The 17080-nt window shown below is 69.7% G+C and carries 9 protein-coding genes and 2 pseudogenes; 8 read left to right on the top strand and 3 right to left on the bottom strand.

The genetic code is table 11. The annotated features are described in order from the left end of the window. Window positions 1–45: 45 nt before the first annotated feature. Together SPR02S_RS05665 and SPR02S_RS05660 are read right to left on the bottom strand one after the other, a co-directional pair. Window positions 46–2370, bottom strand: coding sequence for an ATP-binding protein (locus SPR02S_RS05665; RefSeq protein WP_026150258.1), 2325 nt, complete (start codon window positions 2368–2370; stop codon window positions 46–48). A 241-nt stretch (window positions 2371–2611) separates the two neighbouring features. Continuing rightward, complete coding sequence (locus SPR02S_RS05660; protein WP_019055960.1) at window positions 2612–4750, bottom strand: glycoside hydrolase family 36 protein; 2139 nt, start codon at window positions 4748–4750, stop codon at window positions 2612–2614. A gap of 169 nt (window positions 4751–4919) precedes the next feature. Here SPR02S_RS05660 and SPR02S_RS05655 point away from each other — a divergent pair, with 169 nt between their 5' ends. The 8 genes and pseudogenes from SPR02S_RS05655 to araD all read left to right on the top strand — a co-directional run. After that, a complete protein-coding gene (locus tag SPR02S_RS05655) occupies window positions 4920–5987 on the top strand; it encodes a LacI family DNA-binding transcriptional regulator (RefSeq protein WP_052346921.1) in 1068 nt (355 codons plus the stop codon). A gap of 291 nt (window positions 5988–6278) precedes the next feature. After that, window positions 6279–7448 carry an extracellular solute-binding protein gene (locus SPR02S_RS55190; protein ID WP_306305714.1) on the top strand — a complete coding sequence of 390 codons (1170 nt, stop codon included), beginning with the start codon at window positions 6279–6281 and terminating at the stop codon, window positions 7446–7448. Between the two features lie 75 nt (window positions 7449–7523). Continuing rightward, window positions 7524–8489, top strand: a complete 966-nt coding sequence (locus tag SPR02S_RS05645; protein WP_019055958.1) for a carbohydrate ABC transporter permease — start codon at window positions 7524–7526, stop codon at window positions 8487–8489. Further along, window positions 8486–9340 (top strand): carbohydrate ABC transporter permease, encoded by an 855-nt coding sequence (locus tag SPR02S_RS05640; RefSeq protein ID WP_019055957.1) that lies wholly within the window; start codon window positions 8486–8488, stop codon window positions 9338–9340. Before SPR02S_RS05645 ends, SPR02S_RS05640 begins: the two co-directional genes overlap by 4 nt. Window positions 9341–9436: 96 nt before the next feature. Continuing rightward, the gene (locus SPR02S_RS05635; protein ID WP_026150255.1) at window positions 9437–12001 is read left to right on the top strand and encodes a CBM35 domain-containing protein; all 2565 of its coding nucleotides are present in this window, start codon (window positions 9437–9439) and stop codon (window positions 11999–12001) included. Between the two features lie 130 nt (window positions 12002–12131). Further along, complete coding sequence (araB, locus tag SPR02S_RS05630) at window positions 12132–13814, top strand: ribulokinase (protein WP_019055955.1); 1683 nt, start codon at window positions 12132–12134, stop codon at window positions 13812–13814. 61 nt (window positions 13815–13875) lie between these two features. Further along, window positions 13876–15400: pseudogene (gene araA / locus SPR02S_RS55185) on the top strand (L-arabinose isomerase). 37 nt (window positions 15401–15437) lie between these two features. Beyond that, window positions 15438–16144 (top strand): annotated as a pseudogene (araD, locus tag SPR02S_RS55180) (L-ribulose-5-phosphate 4-epimerase AraD); the annotation flags it as partial. 35 nt (window positions 16145–16179) lie between these two features. On the opposite strand, the gene prcB reads toward araD, so the two are convergent. Continuing rightward, complete coding sequence (prcB, locus tag SPR02S_RS05605) at window positions 16180–17034, bottom strand: proteasome subunit beta (protein ID WP_026150252.1); 855 nt, start codon at window positions 17032–17034, stop codon at window positions 16180–16182. Between the last annotated feature and the right edge of the window lie 46 nt (window positions 17035–17080).

The raw sequence follows: 17080 nt of genomic DNA, 5'->3' as shown, positions 1-17080 counted from the left end.
CGGTTCACGGCAGTACGTCTTCGTTCCGTTCGCGGCCGTACGTCGTCACGGGCGGGTGGCCCGACGTCCCTCGGCCCAGACGGCCACCTGGCTGCGCGAGGTGAAGCCCAACTTGCTGAGGATGCGCTCCACATGGCCCTCCGCCGTCCGCAGCGCGACGACCAGCCGGTCGGCGATCTGCTGGTTGGTCAGCCCCTCCGCGATCAGCTCGGCGACCTCCGCCTCCCGCCGGGTGAGCGGGCTGTCGAGCACCGGCCGGGCCACGGACTCCCGCTCGCCCAGGGCGTAGGCGACCGCGTGGTCCGAGGTGAGTTCGAGGCCCTCGCGGTAGGCGCTCTTGAACGCGTCGCCCAGCAGCGCGCGGGCGCCTTCCTCGGCCTCGGTGCGCACCGGTCCGTGGGACGGGGTGCGGTCAAGCGCCACGTGGGCGTCCTGCCAGATCCGTTTGGCGGCGCCCAGCAGTACGGCGGCGGGGCGGCCCTCGCCGTCACGCGCGTGGACCGCGGCGAGCAGCTCCAGCGTCATGCCGGTGCCGAACACATCGCCGACCGCCCGCTTGAGCCGTAGGCACTCCCGGGCGTGGACCCTGGCCGCCGCCCGGTCGCCCTTGGCCCACTCGGCGAAGGCGAGGATGCGCAGGAGGTAGGAGTGGACCCACTGTTCGCCGTAGGTCAGGCAGACCTGCCGGAACTCCTCGCACAGGGCCATCGCGCGGTCGTACTCGCCCTGGATGGCGAGGACATGGGCCAGCTCCACGTACTTGAAGCCGACCAGGCTCATCGACTCGCCCTCGCGCGGCGGGAGGGAGAGCGCCTCCTCGTAGACGGCCCGCGCCCGGTCGTAGTCACCGCTGATCAGGCAGGCGCCGCCGCGACCGAAGAAGGTATGCGCGACCTCGGCCTCGTCGCCCAGCCGCAGGGCCAGTTCGCGGGCCTCCTCGACGAGGGGTGCGGCCCGGACCGCGTTGCCCTGGCTCAGCAGCATCAGGGCCAGGGCCCACAGGCACCGGGCCCGTGCGACGGACGGCTCGGGGGCGGCGGCGAGCAGTCGCTCCAGCCAGTACCTGCCCTCGACCAGGGCGCCGGTCGCGAACCAGAAGAACCAGAGGTGCCCGGCCAGCTTCAGCCCGGCCCGCAGCTCCCCCGGTGTGTTCAGGCAGAACTCGAACGCCGAGCGGATGAGGTCCGACTCCGCGTGCAGCCGGCGGACCAACTCCGGCTGGTCGGGGCCGAACCAGCGCCGCTCGCACTCCTCGACGAAGTCCAGGCACCAGTCCCGCACCCGGCGCCGGGCCGCCTCCTCCGCGTGGGCGCCGTCCTCGCGGAGCCGGTCGAGGCCGTACTGCCGGATCGACTCCAGCATCCGGTACCGGGCGTGGACGGCGTCGCCGTCCCGGACCAGCAGCGACTTGTCGACCAGACCGGCCACGGCGTCCACCATCTCGTCCCGGTCGAGGCCGGGCCCGGCGCAGACCTCCTCGGCCGCGCCCAGGTCGAAGCTCCCGGCGAAGACGGAGGCCCGCGCCCACACCGTCTGTTCCTCGGGTGTGCACAGGTCGTGGCTCCAGTCGACGGCCGCGCGCAGGGTGCGGTGCCGGGGCAGCGTGTCCTCACGGCCCCCGGTGTCCCCGCTGTCGGCCAGCAACCGGTGGCGGCGGTCGAGGCGGTCGAGCAGCTGCTGCACGCCGAGGGCGCGCATCCGTACCGCCGCCAGTTCGATCGCGAGCGGCAGCCCGTCCAGCCGGCGGCACAGGGCGGCGACCGCGTCCTGGTTGGCCGCGGTGAGGGAGAACCCCGGCAGTACGGTGGCGGCGCGATCGGCGAACAGGGCCAGCGCCGGGTACTCCAGCGCGGGCCTGGGCGGCAACGGCTCGCCCGGCGTCGGAGTCGCCAACGGCTGTACTTCCAGGACGTGTTGGGCGGGCACGTCCAGCGGATGTCTGCTGGTGGCCAGCACCCGCACCGCCGCGGTCTCCGCGAGCAGCGTCTCGACGAGCCGTGCGCACGCGTCCGCCAGATGTTCGCAGTTGTCGAGGACGAGCAGCAACTCCCGTTCCTGGAGCTGGTCGATGAGAACCCGCACCGGCGAACGCCCCGACACGTCACGGATGTTGAGCGCCTCGATCAGCGCGAGCGGCACCAGCGACGCGTCTCGCACACCCGCCAGTTGCACGATGTGCACCCCGTCGGCGAAGGCCCGTGCCAGCCGGGGCACGGCGTGCAGCGCCAGCCTGGTCTTGCCGACACCGCCCGTCCCGGTCAGACTCACCAGCCGGTGGGCGGCCACCAGCCGCTTGACCTCGGCGGTCTCCTGACGCCGGCCGACGAAGCTCGACGTCCTGACGGGTTGACCGGTGTACTGCCTTGTCACGGATACCTGCACAATCGGTCCCGCCTCCGAAAGTGGACTTCAAGAACTCTAGGGGCGGGAAACGGATGAAGCATCCACAGCCCGGCATTGCCACTTGAAGGCACTTTTCTGACGGAACCTGCGCGAAATCCGTCGTATGACGATCACCGATGGATCAGTCGTGCAACGACAGCCGTGGAGTCCTCCGGCCCGGCGGACGGAAGGACTCCACGGGACGTAAGGACTCCAGCGACCGTACGGCTCAGCCGGCGCTCAGCCGCACGAGAACAGCGGTGTCGGTGCGAGGCAGCGACACCGTCAACCGCCCCTCGGCCGCGTCCCATTCCACGCCCGCGTCCGAGGTCCCCGGATACAGCACGGTCGCGCGCACCGAGGCACCGCGCAGATGCGGGACCGTGAGAGCGCGCCCGGTGTCGTCCGACTTCCGTCTCCACACCATCACGTACGTCGACTCCGCCCCCCGCAGCCCGTGCGCGATCCACCCGTCCTCCCACCCGGGAAGACCCAGCGGCCAGAACGGATGCGCCGTACCGATCTCCCCCCGGACCTCCTTGTAGACGGAGACCGCCGAGCGGACGAGGTCGAACTGCTCGTCGTCCATGAGGTTGATGAAGCCGGAGAGGTGGACACGGCCGAGGAGCGGACCGGTGAGGGTGAAGGCGATCTCGTCGAAGGTCTGGTCCGGCTGGGGGTACGCCCACACCGCGGCCTGCTCCGGCGTCGCGGCGGTGGCCGCCGCCGCGGTGATGGGCGGGTAGCGCAGCGGGTCCTGCTGGTCGCTGGTGGACTGGAGCTGGGCGACGGCCAGTTGGGCGTAGTCCATGCGCAGGCCGCCCGATCCGCAGTTCTCCAGGACGAGTTGAGGATGGCGGTCGAGGAGTCCGGCCATCCAGTCGAGGTGGGCGCGGTGGTGCCCGAGCAGTCCGGCGCCCGCGCTCTCGGTCCCGTTCTCCGTGCCCGGGCCGATGTTGATGTTGTAGTCCAGCTTCAGATAGCCGACACCCCACTCCCCCACCAGCCGGTCCACGACCTCGTCGAGGTGGGCGCGGGCGGCCGGGTGGCGCAGGTCCAGGTGGTGCCGTCCGTGTTCCGTGACGCGCACACCGCCGCGCCGGAAGAACGCCTCGGGGGGCAGGGTCTGTGCCAACGGGCTGCGTACGCCCACGACTTCGGGTTCGAGCCAGAGGCCCGGGGCCATGCCACCCTTCGTGATGGCATCGAGGACTTCCTGTATGCCGCCCGGGAAACGGTTGGGCGCGGGCTCCCACGCGCCGACCGAGTCCCACCAGCCCTGGGCGTCGTCGTCGTACCAGCCGGCGTCGATGACGAAGACCTCGGCGCCCGCTGCCGCCGCCGACTCGATGAGCGGCAGGAGCCGTTCGGTGGTGGGGTCGCCGTTCAGGGTGTTCATGTAGTCGTTGTAGATCACCGGAAGGGTGTGGTGATCGGGGTGGTCGCGGCGGATGCCCCGGCGGTAGTCCGTGAGGGTGCCGAAGGCGGCGTCCAGGCCGCCGGTCCCCGCGCGGACGAGGACGGCGGGGACGGTGTGGAAGTCCTCACCGGAGGCGAGGAGTTGGTGCCACTGGTGGTGGGCGTCGTCGGGTCCGAACAGGGCGACGTAGGCCGCGCCCTCGCGTTCGCCGGTCTCGAAGCGCCAGCCCGCGCTGGACTCGATCTGCCACAGCCAGGCGTTGCCCTCCCGGTCGGTGAGGGCGGCGACCGGGAGGTGCCGGCCGGTGGACCAACTCCCCTGCGAGTAGCGCTCGAAGCAGCCGCGCCCCTCGCGCCCGTGGGCGAACCGGCTCAACGGCACGACCTCGTCACGGAGTTCGGCCCGGTGCCAACGGCATTCGGCGAGCCAGTCGTTGTCCGCCCAGTGCAACGTCAGCCCGTCGAGGCCGTCTTCGGCGACAGAGGATTCAGCGACGGAGGATTCGGCAACAGCGGAAGTGATCCCGCCGACGGTCAGAGTCGTCACGCTCTCCAACCGGAGGGGAGCGACGCCCTCGTTGACCAGCCGCACCCGTGAGCGCAGGAAGCTCGCGCCGGGGCTCGCCTCCAGGGTGACCTCGGCGGCCAGTCCGGTCACCGGGTCCGCGAGCCGGATCGTCGTACGCTCCAGGCCGCCGTCCCGCAGTGTCTGCGTGTCATGGCTGCGGTAGGCCAGGCGCTCGCCGATGGCCGTCTCGATGAAGCGCTCCCCCGACCACAGGCGCCCGTGACCGGTCGCGGTGACCTCGACGAGGGGGACCAGGCGGTCCCAGTCCTGGCCTGAACTCCCCAGCCTCACAGACCCGTTGGCGTCCAGGACGGCGTGCAACCCGAGCTCCGGGTGCGACCAGATACGGGACCTCTCGACTGTTTCGACGACACCGGTCAACACAATTTCCCCTTCTGGGACAGTTCGGTCCTGCGGCTCTCGTACAGGCGCTGAACTGGGGCTTCTCACTCGCCGGGCGGGATCTCCCCGCTCCGGTCGGCGTGTTCGAAAGGTAAATCCCCAGTTACGGTCTCTTGACGCCCACGTTGTGACCGCTCACAATCCTCGCATGGATGTGACCGGTCACACAAGCTTCGGCGGCCACGGCGACCCCCCTCAGGGGCCGCAGAAAGCCGCCAGTATCCGCGACGTCGCGGCTGCCGCAGGCGTCTCCTACCAGACCGTTTCGCGGGTCATCAACGGCCACCCGAACGTCAAGGAGGAGACCCGAAAGCGCGTCGACGCCGCCATCCAGACCCTCGGCTTCCGACGCAACGCCACCGCGTTCGCCCTGGCCAGCGGGGTCACCCGCTCGGTCACGGTCATCACGTCGAACACCGTCCTCTACGGCTATGCGGCCACCCTGCAGGGCCTGGAGGAGGCGTCCCGCGCCGCCGGATACGCGCTCGGCGTACGGGTCGTGACCCCGGAGGACGACCTGGACCGCACGATCGCCGCGGCCGCCGACACCGGTGGCGGCGTGGTGGTCATCGGCTTCGACGCGATCGGTGCCGCGGCCCTGGACCGCGTACCGGCGCATGTGCCGTGCGCGGCGCTGGTGGAGGCGCCACGGCCGGGCCGGACACCGAGCCGTCCCGCGGTGTGGGCCGACGACCGTGAGGCGGCCCGGGCCGCCACCGAGCACCTGCTGTCACTCGGGCACGAGACCGTCCACTACGTGGCGATCCCCGCCTCGACCGGAACCCGCCGCCTGGCACCGCGCGCCGAGGGCTGGCGCCAGGCCCTGGAAGCGGCCGGCGTCACCCCTCCCCCGACGTCGGGCAAGGGCTGGGACGCCCAGGCCGGCTACGAGGCGGGGAAGAAGCTCGCCCGGAACAAGGACGTCACCGCGATCCTGTGCGGCAACGACGACCTGGCGCTGGGTGTACTGCGGGCCCTGCATCACGCGGGCCGGCGGGTCCCGGAGGACGTCAGCGTCATCGGCTTCGACGACGCCCCGCACTCCGCATTCGTCACCCCGTCCCTCACCACCGTCCGCATGGACTTCCACGGTCTTGGCCGCGCCGCGTTCGGGCTGCTGCGCGCCCAACTCGACACCGATCAGCAGGAATCGGCGCCGGTACCGGCCGAACCCACCCTCATTCTCCGGGAGAGCTCGGGGCCACGGGACGCGTGAGCCGGACCGGAGGTCCGCCGTCGCCCCATCCGTTACGTCCGCCGCGCTCGCCGTATCCGTCGGCCGCCCTCCCCGCAGCCGTCGCACAACTCCGCAGCACCGCCCTGCCTTCCTCCCTTCCGCGTACGAACAGGGATCCGACATGAGAAGAGCCGTCTCCGTCCTTGCCACCGCCTGTGTCCTCGGGCTGACCGCGACCGCGTGCAGTGACAGCACGGGTGCCACCACGGCCGCCGCGCCCGAGGGTTCGGTCAACCCGACCGCCTCCCTCAAGGGCGTCAAGCTCACCATGTGGGTCGCCCAGAACAGCGTCTCGGAGCCCAAGCAGGCCATCGAGGCGTTCCGTTCGAGAAGGCCACCGGCGCCAAGATCAGCACCGAGGTCATACCGGACCCGTACGAGTCGAACGTCCCGACCAAGCTCGCCTCGGGCGTCAAGCCGGACCTGATGTTCTGGCAGCCCACGGGCAGCACCCTGCCGTTCGTGCAGCCGGCCAAGAACCTGCTGATCCTGGACAACGAGGACTGGGTCGCCAAGCTCGGCACCACGGAGAAGACCCTCGGCCAGGTCGACGGTCACCGCTACGCGGCCATCGTCACCAGCCCCGCGGTCCTCGGCGTCTACTACAACAAGGACGTCTTCGCGAAGGCCGGCATCACCACCCTGCCGAGCAGCTACGACGAGCTGCTCGCCGACGCCGCGAAGATCAAGTCGAAGGTCTCGGGCGTCGCGCCGTTCTTCGAGGTCGGCGGCGACAAGTGGCCGTTGCAGTGGCAGGTGCAGGTGCAGATGACGGATCTGCCGCAGTCCTTCTGGCACAACCTCAACAAGAACAAGGACAGTTGGACCAACAAGACCATCGTCGCCGCGATCACCAAGTACAAGACGAAGGTCCTCGACGGCGGTCTGGCGCAGAAGAACTACAAGACGGCCACGTTCGTCGACCAGGGCAAGGCGATCATGGACGGCACCGCCGCGATGGCCGTGAACGTCACCGCGCTCCAGTCCGAGATCCAGGCCACCTCCAGCACGGCGGAGATGGACAAGAAGCTCGGCTGGTTCCCGATCGCCAACAGCTCCGCCAAGGCCGAGTACTCGCCGGACCAGACGAACGGTGTCGTCGCCTTCAACACCGGTGACACCAAGCGGCAGAACGCGGCCCGGCAGTTCATGTCCTTCTGGCTCGGCCCGGACTACCCGGCCTACATCAAGGCCAACAAGCTGGTGTCGGTGGAGCCTTCGGTGGCCAACCCCGACGGTCTGCCGCAGACCGCGATCGCCCAGGCCAAGGCCCTCTCCAGCGCCCAGGGCGTCTTCCAGGTCAAGGCGCTCACCGCCCCGGACCTGCACCTCGCGCTCGCCGACATGATCTACGGCAAGAAGACCCCGCTCCAGGTCGCCCAGGCTGCCGAGGACCAGTTCAAGCAGGTCCTCGAGGCGCGCGGCGTCTCCGGTTTCTGACCGGCGCCCCTGAGCCCAGCCCGCCCCCGGGCCGCCGTCGGCGGCGTGCCCGGGGACCGTACCGGAGGTAAGAAAGTGGTGGACACCGCCACGATGGACGCTCTCGACGCCACGCGCGCGAAGAGCCGGGAACAGGACGAAGCCCGGGTCCGGCCGTCCCGGCGCGACCGGCTCCGCGGCAAGGCCAACCAGCCGTGGTGGTTCGCTCTGCCCGCGCTCGCCGTGTTCGGCGTGTTCTTCCTGCTGCCGAATCTACTGAACTTCGTCTACCCGTTCACCGATTGGTCGGCGTTCCACTCGCAGATCGGCTTCGTGGGACTGTCGAACTTCAGCACCATCCTGCACGACGGGTCGATGGCCCGTGACATCCGCATCACCCTGGAGTACGCGGTCCTCGTGGCCGTCTTCCAGAACGGCTTCGGTCTCGCCCTGGCCCTGCTGCTGGAGCGCGACACCCGCTTCAACCGCTTCTTCCGCGCGGTCTTCTTCCTCCCGGTACTGATCTCCGCGCTCGCCGTCGGCTACATCTTCCGCGCCCTGCTCGCCCAGGACGGAGCGCTCAACAGCGTGCTGTCCTCGCTCGCGGGACACCATGTCGACACCCCCTGGCTCGGCTCGACCACCTGGACGCTGGTGGTGGTGACCCTCATCCACGGCTGGAAGTGGATGGGCCTGGCCATGCTGATCTACTTGGCGGGCCTGAAGAGCATGCCCGGTGATGTGCTGGAGGCGGCCCGGATCGACGGGGCCGGCTGGTGGCGCACTTTCTGGTCGGTCAGGTTCCCGCTGCTCGCGCCCGCCGTCACCTTCAATGTGACGACCGCGCTGATCGGTTCCATGAACACCTTCGACATCGTGCAGGCGACCACCGGAGGCGGTCCCGGCGGCGAGACCGAGGTCTTCAACATCTACATGTTCCGCATCTTCGGCCAGGGCCTGTACGCGCAGGCGTCCGCGATGAGCCTGGTGCTCTTCCTCATCGTCGTCGTCCTCGCCGTGCCCGTCATCGTCGGCCTGCGCCGCAGGGAGAACAACCAGTGACCACCGCTACCGCGTTCGCCCCCGCGCACCGGCGCCCGCTGCGCTGGATCCAGCCGCTCGTCGTCCTGATCGTCGCCGGCGTCACCATCGGCATCCCGCTCTGGCTGGTCGCGGTCACCTCGTTCAAACCGCAGTCCGAGGCGATCAAGCCCAACCTGTCCCTGCCCCACCACGTCCAGGCCGCCGCGAACTACAAGCAGAGCTTCGACGAGGGCAAGATCGTCCAGGGCTTCGTCAACAGCCTCCTGGTCGTCGCCCCGTCCGTCGTCCTCGTGCTGCTCCTCGGAGCGGGCGCCGCCTGGGTGTTCGCCCGCCGCAAGGGCCGCCTGGTCAACACCCTGTACGCGCTGAGCATCAGCGGCCTGCTGCTCCCGCCCGCCGTGATCACCATCGTCATGGAACTGCGCCAACTCGGCCTGGCCGGCACCCGACCCGGCATGATCGGTGTCTACGCCGGGATGTACCTGTCCACCTCGATCTTCTTCATGACGGGGTTCATCCGAGCCCTCCCCGAGGAGCTGGAGGAGGCCGCCCGCATGGACGGCGCGGGCCCGATCCGGGTCTTCTTCCGCATCATCCTGCCGCTCCTGCGCCCGGTCATCGCCACCGCGACGATCATGGTGATGCTCTACGCCTGGAGCGACATCTTCTACGCCTTCTTCGTCCTCGGCGGCGGCGACAAGGCCACCCTGCCGCTCAACCTCTACCAGGTCGCCAACGCCCAGCTGTACCTCAACAACTGGCACCTGATCTTCGCCTACGTCGTGATGATGAGCCTCCCCATGGTCCTCGTCTTCGTCATAGCGCAGCGCCGCATCGTCTCCGGCATCACGAGCGGCGCCGTCAAGTAGGCCAAGCAGCCCCGGGGTTCGGCCTGTTGAGCCGCCCCGGTCACCCCCGAAGTACCCGACAGCCTCCCGCAACGCTGCGGGAGGAGGAGGACAGCCATGCCTCGAACACCCCGTAGATCCCGTTCCGTTCGCGCCCTCATGGGCGTGACCGTGGTGACCGCCGCCCTCCTGGGCACGGCGCTGACCGTCCCCGCCGCGCAGGCGGCCACCCCGACGCTGAGCGTCGACCTCGGCACCACCACCGGCGCGGTCATGCACGGAGCCAACGGCGCCCTGTACGGCCTCAGCGACGACGGAGTTCCGGGCGACAACCTCGTAACTCCCCTGCACATGACGTCCATTGCGCAGAAGGCGCCCGACGGCACCCAGCACCCGAACGGTGACGCGCTGGTCGTCCAGCCGGAGTTCGCCCGCGGTGGCGGCGGAGACAACCTCATCTACATGCAGGACATCTACGCCTCGTGGCCATACGAGAACCTCGGTCTGAGCGACTACCTCACCAAGGTCACCACGATGGTCACCAAGGTCGCGGCCCGCTCCGACGCGAGCACGTTCGTGTGGGTGCCGTTCAACGAGCCGGACGGCAACTGGTATACGGGGCTGGGCAGTTCGGCCACCGCCACGTACCAGAGTGCGCTCGCGAGCTTCGAGAGCGACTGGACGACGGTCTACAACAAGATCCGCTCGATCATCCCGAACGCGCGGATCGCCGGCCCGAACGAGACGCACTACGACGCCCGCCTGATGGGCGACTTCTATCCGTGGGCCAAGGCCAACAACGTCCTTCCGGACATGACCACTTGGCACGAGCTGGACCCGACCTCCCTCTCCAACTTCGAGGGCAACCTGGCCGCCTACCGCACCATCGAGACCAACGCGGGCATCAGCCCCCGCCCGGTCAACATCAACGAGTACGGCGACCGCCGCGACCTCTCGGTGCCGGGTCAGATGGTCCAGTGGATGTCCATGTTCGAGCGGAACAAGGTCTACGCCGACCAGGCGTACTGGGACATCGCGGGGAACCTGGACGGCAACGTCAGCCAGACCAACATCCCCAACGGCGACTGGTGGCTGCTGCGTTGGTACGCGGGCCTCACCGGCCAGACCACCAAGGTGACCCCGCCGCAGTCCAACGTCATCGACACACTGCAGGCCATCGCATCCCTCGACACCGGCCGCAAGCAGGCCCAGGTACTCCTCGGCGGCGGCACCTCCGGCTCGGCGAACACGGTGATCAAGAACGTACCGTCGTCGTTCGGCAGCACCGTCAACGTCTCGGTGGAGCGCACCGCTTGGAGCGGTTACGAGGGTGCAGGCCCGGCGCCGACCGTGCTGGCCCGCAGCACGTACACGGTCGCTTCTGACGGCAGCATCACCGTCCCGCTGACCAGCCTCGACCCGATGTCGGCCTACCGCATCGTCGTCAACCCGGCCGGCACCGGCACACCCACCGCCGCGAGCACCCCGGCGACGGCGTCGTACGAGGCCGAGAACGCGACCATCACCGACGGCACCGTCTACACCCAGGGCAGCGTCACCAACGCCTACGGGTACGCCACTTCGGGCACGAAGGACGTCGGCAGCCTGAACCAGTCGGACAGCAAGGTCGCCTTCACCATCAACGCGCCGACCACGGGCACGTACAACCTGAACGTCTTCTACGGCAAACTGTCCAGCGGCCCGGCGACCCAGACCCTCACGGTCGACGGCGGCTCCTCCCAGGCGGTCACCTACACACCGACCCTGAACTGGACCTACCGCTCCACGGCGAGCGCCTCGGTCTCCCTGACGGCGGGCACGCACACGATCACGCTGGCCAAGGGCACGAACGAAGTCACCCTCGACAAGATCGACCTCACCGCGGCCTCCACGGCGGACACCTCGTACCCGGCCACGTACGCGGACATCACCGGCTCGCCGACCTACAACTACACCGCGTCCGGTACGACGGGTGCCGGTGCGCTGGCCCTGACCTCGGGCACCTCCGCCGCCTTCGACGTCTACGCGCCGACCGACGGCTACTACACCGTGCACACCGACTACTCCTCCAACGGGTCGGGCACCCTCACCCTGGACGGCGCGACCGCCGTCACGCTGGCCTCCACGAGCGGCACGCTGACCGACAAGAGTTCGCGGCTGTATCTGTCGGCGGGCAACAACCGCATCACGGCGGCCACTTCGGGCTCGACCACGCTGACCCTGCGCGATCTGCGGGTGGCCGCGAGCGGTGACACCACGGGCGTCTCCGCCTACGAGGCCGAGAGCGCGACCCTCGCGGGTACAGCCGCCGCCACCTCGGACAGCTGGGCCTCGGGCGGCAAGTACGTCGGCTATGTCGGCAACGGCTCGGCCAACACGCTCACCTTCCAGGTAACGGCGGCCAGTGCCGGGCGGTACGTCATGAACGTCCGCTACGCCAACGACCAGGTCTCCGGCTCCGGGAACTACAACACCAACGTGGTCTCTCGGGCGGCCCAGATCTCCATCAACGGCGGCACCGCGCAGACCGTCATGTTCCGCAACAACTACAGCTGGTCCAGCTACTGGGACCTGCCCGTCCCGGTGACCCTCACGGCCGGCACCAACACCATCAGCTTCGCCAACGCGAGCGCCTACGCACCCAACATCGACCGCATCTCGGTCGCGCCGGTCTCCGGCTGACCGCCGACTCCGGTCGGGGCCCGGGCACTTGTGCCGGGGCCCCGACCGGGGGTTCCATCCCAGAGATTTATTCTCCACTACATTCGACATGTCGAACAATGCCTGAAATATCGAACAGAAGGGTGGCCCGGTGGTGAACGCCGAGAACAGCGAACACACCCATCCCGACACCTTCGTCATCGGAGTCGACTTCGGGACGTTGTCCGGGCGGGCCGTGGTGGTTCGTGTCGCTGACGGCGCCGAACTGGCCGCCGCCGAGCACCCGTACACCCATGCCGTCCTCGACCGGGCGCTGCCCGACGGGACGCCGTTGCCGCCCGACTGGGCGCTCCAGGTCCCCTCGGACTACGTCGACGTGCTGCGTATCGCCGTACCCGAGGCGCTGGCCCGCTCGGGTGTCCGGCCGGACCAGGTCGTCGGTATCGGCACGGACTTCACCGCGTGCACGGTCCTCCCGGTCCTCGCCGACGGCACGCCCCTGTGCGAACTCCCGGACCTCGCCGGCCGCCCGCACGCGTACGTCAAGCTCTGGCGTCACCACGCGGCGCAGGCCCAGGCCGACCGCATCACCGCCCTGGCCGCCGCCCGCAAGGAGCCCTGGCTGCAGCGGTACGGCGGGAAGATCTCCTCGGAGTGGGAGTTCGCCAAGGCCCTGCAACTCCTCGAAGAGGACCCCGAGCTCTACGCGTTGACCGAGTGCTGGACCGAGGCCGCCGACTGGATCGTCTGGCGGCTGTCCGGCATGTATGTCCGCAACGCGTGCACCGCCGGTTACAAGGGCCAGTACCAGGACGGCAGTTACCCCTCCCCCGACTACCTGGCCGCGCTCAACCCCGGCTTCGCCGGCTTCGTGGCCGACAAGCTGGACCAGCCGATCGGCCAGCTCGGCGACCGCGCCGGTGGGCTGACGGCGGAGGCGGCCTCGTGGACGGGTCTGCCCGAGGGCATCGCCGTGTGTGTCGGGAACGTCGACGCCCACGTCACCGCCCCTGCGGCCACCGCCGTTGAACCGGGCCGGATGGTCGCCATCATGGGCACCTCCACCTGTCATGTGATGAGCAGCGACCGGTGGGCCGAAGTGCCGGGCATGTGCGGGGTGGTTAAGGGCGGCATCCTGCCCGGCCTGTGGGGTTATGAGGCCGGGCAGAGCGGCGTCGGCGACATCTTCGGCTGGTTCGTGCGCACCGCCTTCCCCGCGTCGTACGCCGAACAGGCCGCCGCGCTCGGCCGCGACCCGCACGAACATCTCACCGCGCTGGCCGCCCAACAGCGGGTGGGCCAGCACGGGTTGATCGCGCTGGACTGGCAGAGCGGCAACCGCAGCGTCCTCGTCGACCACGACCTCAGCGGTGTCGTGGTGGGCCTGACCCTGTCCACCCGCCCCGAGGAGATCTACCGGGCGCTGCTGGAGGCCACCGCCTTCGGCACCCGCACCATCATCGAGGCGTTCGAGACGTCCGGCGTGCCGGTGCGCGAACTGATCGTCGCGGGCGGCCTGATGAAGAACCCGCTGCTGATGCAGATCTACGCCGACGTGACCCGCCTCCCCCTCGGTGTCATCGACTCGGCGCAGGGTCCCGCACTGGGTGCGGCGATGCACGCGGCGGTCGCGGCCGGCGTGTACCCCGACATCCGGGCCGCCGCCCACGCGATGGCCAAGGCCCGCCCGGCCGTGTACCAGCCCGACCCGGAACGCGCGGCCGCCTACGACCGCCTCTACGCCGAATACCGGCTCCTGCACGACTACTTCGGCCGCGGCGCCAACGAGGTCATGCACCGGCTGCGCCACCTCCGCGCCGAGGCCTCCGCCTGAGCGGCACCCCTTCCGCGCTCCGCCCCCGCTCGGCGGTCAACTCCCTTCGAAAGGAACCCTCATGAACACCAACCACGCGCCCTACCCCGGCCAGGAGATCTGGTTTCTCACCGGCAGCCAGGGCCTGTACGGCGACGACATCCTGCACCAGGTCGCCGAACAGTCCCGCAGCATCGCCGAGATCCTCTCCGGCCCCGGCAAGATCCCGGTCAGGACCGTGTGGAAGCCGGTCCTCACCGACGCCGACGCGATCCGCCGGCTGTGCCAGGAGGCGAGCGCCTCCGACACCTGTGTGGGCGTGATCGTGTGGATGCACACGTTCTCGCCGGCCAAGATGTGGATCGCCGGACTCAGCGCCCTTGACCGGCCGTTGCTGCACCTGCACACCCAGTACAACCTGTCGCTGCCCTGGCCCAGCATCGACATGGACTTCATGAACCTCAACCAAGCCGCCCACGGCGACCGGGAGTTCGCCCACATCGAGTCCCGGCTCGGCATCGACCGCAAGATAGTCGCCGGTCACGCCACCGACCCGAGGGTCGTCCGGCGGGTGGCGGCCTGGGCGCGGGCCGCCGTCGGCCGGCACGCCTCACGCACCCTGCGCCTGGCCCGCTTCGGCGACAACATGCGCGATGTCGCCGTGACCGAGGGCGACAAGGTGGAGGCCCAACTGCGGTTCGGCTACTCGGTGAACACGTACGCGGTCAACGACCTGGTGGCCGTGGTCGACGAGGTCGAGGACAAGGAAGCCGCCCAACTCGCCGCCGAGTACGCCGAGTCGTACGACGTCGTCCCGGCACTGCGCCCCGGCGGCATCCGCCACGACTCGCTGCTGTACGCGGCCCGCCAGGAGATCGGCCTGCGCACCTTCCTCACCGAGGGCAACTTCACCGCGTTCACCACCACCTTCGAAGACCTCGGCGGGCTGCGCCAGTTGCCCGGTCTCGCCGTCCAGCGCCTGATGGCCGACGGCTACGGCTTCGGCGGCGAAGGCGACTGGAAGACCTCCGCGCTGCTGCGCACGATGAAGGTCATGGGCGCCGGCCGGCCCGGCGGCACCACCTTCATGGAGGACTACACCTACCACCTCGGCCCCGGCACCCCCCGCATCCTCGGCGCCCACATGCTGGAAGTCTGCCCCTCGATCGCCGATGGCCGCCGAGCGCCCCAGCTGCGAAATCCACCCCCTGTCCATCGGCGGCCGCGAGGACCCGGTCCGCCTCGTCTTCAACGCGGCCCCCGGCCCCGCCGTCGTCGTCGGCCTCTCCGACCTCGGCGACCGCTTCCGGCTGACCGCCAACACCGTCGACGTCGTCACCCCCAGCGAACCCCTGCGCCGCCTGCCGGTGGCCCGGGCCGTATGGAAGCCGCGCCCCTCCCTCGCCGAGTCCGCCGAGAGCTGGCTGCTCGCGGGCGCCCCGCACCACACCGTGCTCAGCTCGGCCGTCGACACCGAGACCCTGACCGACTACGCCAACATGGCCGGCGTGGAACTGCTGACCATCGACGAGACCACCAGCACCGGACACCTCGCCAAGGAGATCCGCTGGAACGCCGCCTACCACCGCCTCGCCCAGGCCCTGTGACACCCGTGATCCTGATCTCTCTGCAAGGAGAACACCGATGACCGCGCGAGTCCGTGACGGCCTGCGGCACGAGGTACTGGACGCCAACCTGACCATCCCCCAGGCCGGACTGGCGACGCTGACCTGGGGCAACGTCAGCGGCGTCGACCGCCAGGCGGGAGTCTTCGTCATCAAGCCCTCGGGGGTGCCCTACCAGGACCTCGCCCTCGACCACCTGGTGACGGTCCGCCTGTCCGACGGCAAGGCGGTCGACGGCGACCTGCGCCCCTCCACCGACACCGAGACCCACCGCTGCCTCTACCTCGCCTTCCCCTCCATCGGCGGCATCACCCACACCCACTCCACCCACGCCGTCGCCTTCGCCCAGACCCGCCGCGACATACCGGTCCTGGGCACCACCCACGCCGACACCTTCGACGGACCCATCCCCTGCACCCCCGACCTCACCCCCGACCAGTGCAAGGAGGACTACGAGTACAACACCGGCCGGATCATCGCCGACCTGCTGAAAGGCGACGACCAACGGGCGACCGAGGTCCCGGCCGCCCTCGTCGCCAACCACGGCCCCTTCACCTGGGGCCCCACCGCCCGCACATCCCTCGAACACGCCATCATCTGCGAAGCCGTAGCGGACATGGCCATCAACACCCTGGCCCTGTCCCCGACAGCCCACCACCCCCACACCTGCTGGCCCGCCACTACACCCGCAAACACGGCCCCGACGCCTACTACGGCAACCCGGGACCGGGGGCGACCGCTGCCACAGTCACCCGTCTCGCTCAGAGCGCGACTCTCGGGCCGTCCGGGTGGCTGTGGCGTTGTTCGACCATCTCGCGGGTCAGGGCCTCGGTCTCCGGCTCGGGGAGCCGCTCAAAACCGTCCTCGGTGATCACCGAAACGATGGGGAAGATACGGCGGTTGAGGTCGGGGCCGCCGGTGGCCGAGTCGTCGTCGGCCGCGTCGTACAGGGCCTGAAGTGCGGCGAGGGCCGCGTCACGCCGGGACATGCCCTTGTGGAACAGCTTCTTGAGAGAGCCTCTGGCGTACGGGGAGCCGGAGCCCTCCGCGTGGAAGTCCGGCTTCTCGTAGGTGCCGCCGACGACGTCGAAGGTGAAGATACGGCCCTTGGCGCCTTCGGGGGCGGCGGGGTCGTAGCCGACGAGGAGCGGGACGACGGCGAGGCCCTGCATGGCCTGGCCGAGGTTCTGCCGGATCAGTCCTGCGAGGCGGGTGGCCTTGGCGTTGAGGGTCATCGGGATGCCCTCGATCTTCTCGAAGTGCGTCAGCTCGACCTGGTACAGCTTCACCATGTCCACCGCGAGCCCGACCGTACCGGCGAAGGCGACCGCGGTGTAGTCGTCCGCGGGGTGCACCTTCTCCAGGTCGCGTTGCGCGATCACGTTACCCATGGTGGCCCTGCGGTCGCCGGCGATCAGCACGCCGTCGCGGTAGGAGAGGGCCAACACCGTGGTGCCGTGCGGGAATTGGTCGGCTCCGGCGCGGACGCCCGCCGGGAACGGGCGGCGGGTGGGCAGCAGTGCGGGCCGGTGTGCCGCGAGGAACTCGGTGAAGGACGAGGTCCCGGGAGTGAAGAACTCGTCCGCCAACCGGCCACTCGTCTCATGCTCCGCCATACAACTCCCCCTCGCCCACGGACAGATAACAGATATTCGGAGTACT

Origin of the sequence: Streptomyces prunicolor NBRC 13075 (genome assembly GCF_000367365.1) — a bacterium.
GTDB classification, from domain to species: domain Bacteria; phylum Actinomycetota; class Actinomycetes; order Streptomycetales; family Streptomycetaceae; genus Streptomyces; species Streptomyces prunicolor.
Note: the sequence above shows the minus strand (reverse complement) of the source record. Positions and strands in the feature narration are given on the sequence as shown.

Excerpts from the sequence above, each read along its gene's own strand:
- SPR02S_RS05655 (WP_052346921.1), top strand. The coding sequence starts at position 4,920 with ATGGATGTGACCGGTCACACAAGCTTCGGCGGCCACGGCGACCCCCCT.
- SPR02S_RS05635 (WP_026150255.1), top strand. The coding sequence starts at position 9,437 with ATGCCTCGAACACCCCGTAGATCCCGTTCCGTTCGCGCCCTCATGGGC.
- prcB (WP_026150252.1), bottom strand. The coding sequence starts at position 17,034 with ATGGCGGAGCATGAGACGAGTGGCCGGTTGGCGGACGAGTTCTTCACT.